This window comes from Gammaproteobacteria bacterium (genome assembly GCA_016765075.1).
Classification (GTDB): Bacteria; Pseudomonadota; Gammaproteobacteria.
Map to the genome: position 1 here is coordinate 1 of JAESQP010000084.1, position 5,915 is coordinate 5,915.

Annotated in this window: 5 protein-coding genes and 1 tRNA gene; 1 reads left to right on the forward strand and 5 read right to left on the reverse strand. The window is 46.8% G+C overall.

Annotation, left to right across the window (positions count from 1 at the left end):
• Positions 1-277 precede the first annotated feature (277 nt).
• From secF to queA, 5 genes are all read right to left on the reverse strand, one after another.
• Positions 278-1,210, reverse strand: a complete 933-nt coding sequence (gene secF / locus JKY90_04905) for a protein translocase subunit SecF (protein MBL4851605.1) — start codon at positions 1,208-1,210, stop codon at positions 278-280.
• Positions 1,210-3,069 carry a protein translocase subunit SecD gene (secD, locus tag JKY90_04910; protein MBL4851606.1) on the reverse strand — a complete coding sequence of 620 codons (1,860 nt, stop codon included), beginning with the start codon at positions 3,067-3,069 and terminating at the stop codon, positions 1,210-1,212. Before secD ends, secF begins: the two co-directional genes overlap by 1 nt.
• A 47-nt stretch (positions 3,070-3,116) precedes the next feature.
• Entirely contained in the window at positions 3,117-3,449 is a 333-nt protein-coding gene (gene yajC / locus JKY90_04915) for a preprotein translocase subunit YajC (GenBank protein MBL4851607.1), read from the reverse strand.
• 129 nt (positions 3,450-3,578) lie between these two features.
• On the reverse strand, positions 3,579-4,685 hold the full coding sequence (tgt, locus tag JKY90_04920) for a tRNA guanosine(34) transglycosylase Tgt (GenBank protein MBL4851608.1): 1,107 nt from the start codon (positions 4,683-4,685) through the stop codon (positions 3,579-3,581).
• Complete coding sequence (gene queA / locus JKY90_04925) at positions 4,682-5,734, reverse strand: tRNA preQ1(34) S-adenosylmethionine ribosyltransferase-isomerase QueA (GenBank protein ID MBL4851609.1); 1,053 nt, start codon at positions 5,732-5,734, stop codon at positions 4,682-4,684. Before queA ends, tgt begins: the two co-directional genes overlap by 4 nt.
• A 76-nt stretch (positions 5,735-5,810) precedes the next feature.
• Here queA and JKY90_04930 point away from each other — a divergent pair.
• Positions 5,811-5,897 (forward strand) — tRNA-Leu (locus JKY90_04930).
• Positions 5,898-5,915 lie beyond the last annotated feature (18 nt).

The window sequence follows — 5,915 nt, forward strand, 5'->3', positions numbered from 1 at the left end:
AAGGCGGAGCGAGTGCAGTGTGGTTGGCCCACATAAGCGAGCGACAACGCCGCTGGGTGAACAATGCGCACTGGCCCTTCGGGTTGCACCTTCAATGGCGCCATACTGCGTTGTTCGTCGTTCATTTGGACCACCAAACCTCTCTCCTCTCGCCTTGCCTGGCGCCATTGAAGGTGCAACAGGACGATTAAAATGATTGTTAACACCCCCCCTCACCTGCTGTTTTCAGTTTGTTGAAATGGGCGCCCATAATATCCACTGGGACGCCCACTAGGGTTTATGGACGGTCGTCGATCTCTGCACCTTCTTTTTCAGGCGGCATGAGATCTTCTTTGCTGACACCTAACATGAGAGTGATATTGCTCGCCACATAAATTGATGAATAGGTGCCAACAAAGACACCAATAATCAAGGCCAGCGCAAAACCTCCAATAACCTCACCACCCAAGAAAAATAAAGCAAACAAAACCAGCAAGGTTGTTATAGACGTAATCAAGGTACGTGAAAATGTCTGATTTAACGAGGTATTCACCACCTCGACCGGACTGCCTTTACGCATCTTGCGAAAATTTTCGCGAATACGGTCAAACACGACAATGGTATCGTTCAATGAATAACCAATCACTGCCAAAATCGCTGCCAATACAGTCAGGTTAAACTCCATACCAAGTATCGAGATCACGCCCATGACAATAATAACGTCATGAATCAGGGCAGCAACGGAACCCAAGGCAAAACGAAATTCAAAACGAAAGTAAACATAAATTAAGATCCCGCCTAGGGCATAAAGCAAGGCCAGGCCACCGTCATTGGTTAATTCATCACCGACCTGTGGCCCGACAAATTCAACACGACGCACTTCGACATCATTCGATTCTTTCAGCACAGCAATAACTTTATTACTCAAATCTGCATTACTGACCCCTTCACGCGGTGCAACACGAATCAACACTTCGCGCGTTGTACCAAAATGCTGAACAATAGCATCGTCATAACCGTTCTCACCCAATTCAGTGCGGACACTGGTTAAATCAGCACTGTCGGAATAACCCACTTCGATAATGGTGCCGCCGGTAAAATCGATACCGAGATTTAAACCACGTGTGGCTAATGAGCCGATGGCAATTAACAAGACAATAACGGATAACGTAATAGCAACATAACGTCGCGACATAAAATCAAAACTAGGTGTATTTTTAAATAATTGCATTATATCGACAACTTGTTGATGCGTTTACCGCCATAAAAGAAATTAACAATGGCACGAGTACCCATAATCGCCGTAAACATCGAGGTTAAAATACCAATAGACAAGGTTACTGCAAAACCCTTGATCGGGCCGGTACCAAAGGTATACAACACCAAGGCAGCAATCAGCGTAGTGATATTGGCATCAGCAATCGTCGACAGCGCTTTCTCATAACCCGAATGAATACTTGCCTGCGGTGAATTACCGTTGTTGATCTCTTCTCGAATACGCTCAAAAATCAATACATTGGCATCAACCGCCATACCAACGGTTAAGACAATACCGGCGATACCCGGCAAGGTGAGTGTTGCTTGCAACATAGACAGTACGGCAAAAATCACCACCAGGTTCAGCGTCAAGGCAATATTGGCGATCATGCCAAACTGCTTATACCAGACCACCATAAAGACCAGCACCAGGACAAAACCAATGATAATGGAATAGGTGCCCTTCTCAACATTCTCTTTACCCATGCTTGGGCCAATGGTGCGCTCTTCAATAATATCGATAGGCACTTTCAAGGCACCCGCTCTGAGTAACAACGCCAGGTCACGCGCTTCTTCGGTACTGTCCAAACCGGTAATTTGAAAACGTTTGCTTAGCTGATCGCGAATGGTGGCAACATTAATCACTTGCTCTGACGTGCGACGTGTAATCACTTTTTCACCATCAACGTCTTTAATATCAGACCTCGACTCTTTGAAAACAACGGCCATAGGCTTGCCAATATTGTCGCGTGTGACATCACTCATACGGCTGGCACCAGCACTATCTAATGTGATAAATACCGATGCGCTGCCGGTTTGTTGATCGATACCTGATGCCGCATCAATAATGGCATCACCGGTAATAATTTCATCTTTTAACAATAAAATGGGTTGGCCATCACGCTCACGATAAATACGTGAGCCTAACGGTACTTTGCCACCTAAAGCAGCCTGAACATCGTTATTACTATCAACAAGACGAAAATCCAGTGTCGCTGTTGCGCCCAAAATTTCTTTGGCGCGAGTAGTATCTTGTACACCCGGTAACTGCACAACAATACGGTCTGCGCCTTGCTGTTGAATGATCGGCTCAGCAACACCGAGTTCATTAACGCGATTACGCAAGGTGGTGATATTTTGTTTTAAGGCAAAATCGCGTTTCTCTTTTAACGCGGCTTCTTTAATGGTGACTTCCAGCGTTGGCGATTTGCCGCCTGTAAGTTCCTGCAAGTTGAGGTCACGATAATCAGCTTCGTTATAGATCAACTTGCGCGCTGTAGTGCGATCCTCTGGAGAACGAAACTTGATCAAGATGGTATTATCAGGGCCTTCGATGATAGCAGAATAACGAATTTTCTCGCCGCGCAAATAACTACGCAAGCCTTTGATGTTGGCGTTTTGAACCTGCTTCTCTGCGGTAGCCATATCCACTTGCAGTAAGAAATGCACACCGCCACGCAAATCCAGCCCCAAATACATTGGCTGACCACCCAAGCTACGCAACCAACCCGGCGTTGCTGGCGCCAAATTTAATGCAGTGATGACACCTTCACCGAGACGCTCATCGATTAGATCTTTGGCTTTAAGCTGAACCTCGGTATCGCCAAAACGCACTAGCCAACCAAAATCGGTCAACTCAACACTTTTGTATGGCAAACCGCTACCAGCAAGCACGCTATTGAGCCGCTCACCAAGGCCTTCTTCATTCGCTACGCTTGTGGCGGAAACCTGCACAGCAGGATCCGCACCGTAAATATTCGGTAGCGCAAACAATACGGCAAACACCAGTACGGTACCAACCAGCAAATACTTCCATCCAGGATAATGATTCATAGGTTTCGTTTATTTTTATTAAGCAGGGGAACTCTTTAGGTTAAGAGCTAAGCAGGCTTATAGGTGCCTTTAGGCATCACTTGGCTGACGGAGCTTGCCTGCATTTTAATGATTGTGCCGTTAGCAACTTCCAGGCTAAAAAACCCTTCTTCTACAGCAATAACCTTGCCAAGAATGCCACCATTAGTGACCAATTCATCACCTTTGGCGATGCCCGAAACCAATGCTTTATGCTCTTTAGCACGCTTCATTTGAGGCCGAATCAACAAAAAATAGAAAATCACAAAAATGATAATCAGCGGAATAAATTGGGTAAGGCCCGGTGTGGCAGCTGCGGCTGAGGCGGTTTCTGCCATCGCATCTGAGATAAACAAACTCATTAGGTATTTCCTTAAATTTTAATATCAATTCTTAATTTAACCACCACGATTGGCGGCTAAAGTTGCCCATTATAGGCCAAGTGATCTAAGCCTGTCGGACTTAATTACGATTAGATAAATCCGATCAAGCTAGCCGTCAGGTTGCTCATATCGTGCATAGAAGCTGTCAATGTAAGGTTGCAAGTGCCCTTCTGCAATAGCTTGGCGCAATTCACTTGTCAAATTTTGATAATAACGCAGATTGTGGATGGTATTGAGCGTCGCACCGAGCATCTCACTGCTGTGCGCGAGATGACGCAAATAGCTGCGGCTGAAATGCTGACAGGTATAACAATCGCAATTGTCATCGAGCGGCCGTGTATCAAGCTTGTGGACGCTATTACGAATACGCACCACGCCGTGACTGGTAAATAAATGTGCATTTCTGGCATTGCGCGTTGGCAGCACACAATCAAACATGTCGATACCTCGACGCACGGCCTCGACAATATCTTGTGGTGTGCCCACACCCATTAAATATCGTGGTGATTGCTTTGGCATAGCAGGCGCTAGCCCATCAAGAATATGCAGCATTTCTACTTGTGGTTCACCCACCGACAGGCCGCCAATGGCATAACCATCAAAACCAATATCGGTAAGCTGTTGCAGTGATTGCTGACGTAAATCAGGGTAGATACCACCTTGGATAATACCAAATAACGCTGCGGGGTTATCGCTATGTGCGTCTTTTGATCGCTGCGCCCAGCGCATAGAAAGCTCCATTGACTGCTGCGCTTCTTCATAGCTAGCAGGATAAGGCGTGCACTCGTCAAAACTCATGACAATGTCAGCGCCTAGGGTCCGCTGGATAGACATCGAGGTTTCAGGATCGAGCCAAACTTTGGCGCCGTCAAAAGGCGAGCGAAACTCCACGCCTTTTTCAGTTAATTTACGCATCTTGCCGAGGCTAAATACCTGGTAGCCACCTGAATCAGTCAAAATTGGCTTTTGCCAATGCATAAAATTGTGTACGCCATCATGCGCACTAATCACCTCCATGCCTGGCCGTAACATTAAGTGAAAAGTGTTGTTGAGAATAATCTGTGCGCCAATCTCATCGACGGTTTGCGGCATGACACCTTTTACTGTCGCGGCAGTACCAACAGGCATAAATACCGGGGTATCAATGACACCTCGGCGTAGGCTGATACGCCCACGACGGGCCAAACCATCTTCGGCCAGCAGGTCAAATTTCACACTTTATCCCTGTGTGTTTGATGGTCGCAACGAGCAAGAAACATGGCATCACCATAACTAAAAAACCGATATTTTGCTGCAACAGCATGACGATAAGCTGTCATTATTGACTCATAACCGGCAAAGGCGCTGACCAACATCAATAAAGTCGATTCGGGCAAATGAAAGTTGGTAATCATGGCATCAACACAACGAAAGCGGTATCCCGGCGTGATAAATATGTTGGTATCACCCTGCAATGGCTGCGTAACGCCATGCTGGTCCGTCGCACTTTCCAACGCTCTAACAGAAGTGGTGCCAACCGCAACAACACGGCCACCTGCCTGACGCGTTGCTGCGATCTGTTGGCATACTTGAGCACTGACTGCAAAGATTTCCGAATGCATTTGATGATCCTTAATATCATCAGCGCGCACGGGTTCAAAGGTGCCAGCACCAACATGCAATGTGAGCCAGGCAAGCGTCACGCCCATCGTTTTAATTTTACCAAGCATCGCATCATCGAAATGCAGGCCAGCCGTCGGCGCCGCTACGGCGCCATCACTTCGCGCATAAACAGTTTGATAACGTGATTCATCTAAGCCTTCATCAGCACGACTAATATACGGCGGCAAGGGCATATGTCCATGCTCTCGCATCACGCTGAACCAGTCACTCTCACGTAAGCGCAAAACAAGAAAACTACCGTTATTTTCCTCAACCTCTACCTCTATATTGCCAGCAATTAAAAACATCGCACCCGCTGGCAATGATTTTGAATTACGCACCTTGGCTAATACTCGTTGCTCGTCAAGCACACGCTCGATCAACACCTCAAGCTTGCCGCCTGAGTGTTTACGCCCAAAAAGCCGTGCCTGAATAACGCGGGTGTCGTTCATGACCAGCAAATCACCCGACTTGAGCACAGAAAGTAAATCAGTAAACAACTTATCTTCTAATGCACCACAGCTACCATCCAGGCAAAGCAGGCGACTACCGGCACGTTGTTTCAATGGGTACTGGGCAATCAGTTCAGGTGGCAAATCAAATGTAAATTTGGAACGTAACATCTTTAAAATTTTGACTTTTCTCTCTATATATTCAATACAAATACGCTTGCGACTCAGTTATACTGCTAGCCCCGCTGCCGGGGTGGCGGAATTGGTAGACGCGCCGGATTCAAAATCCGGTTCTGGTAACAGAGTGCGAGTTCGATTCTCGCTCCCGGCACCACTCGTGCAGTGTCTCATA

Coding starts and splice junctions, on each gene's coding strand:
- yajC (MBL4851607.1), bottom strand. CDS start 3,449: ATGAGTTTGTTTATCTCAGATGCGATGGCAGAAACCGCCTCAGCCGCA.
- secF (MBL4851605.1), bottom strand. CDS start 1,210: ATGCAATTATTTAAAAATACACCTAGTTTTGATTTTATGTCGCGACGT.
- secD (MBL4851606.1), bottom strand. CDS start 3,069: ATGAATCATTATCCTGGATGGAAGTATTTGCTGGTTGGTACCGTACTG.
- queA (MBL4851609.1), bottom strand. CDS start 5,734: ATGTTACGTTCCAAATTTACATTTGATTTGCCACCTGAACTGATTGCC.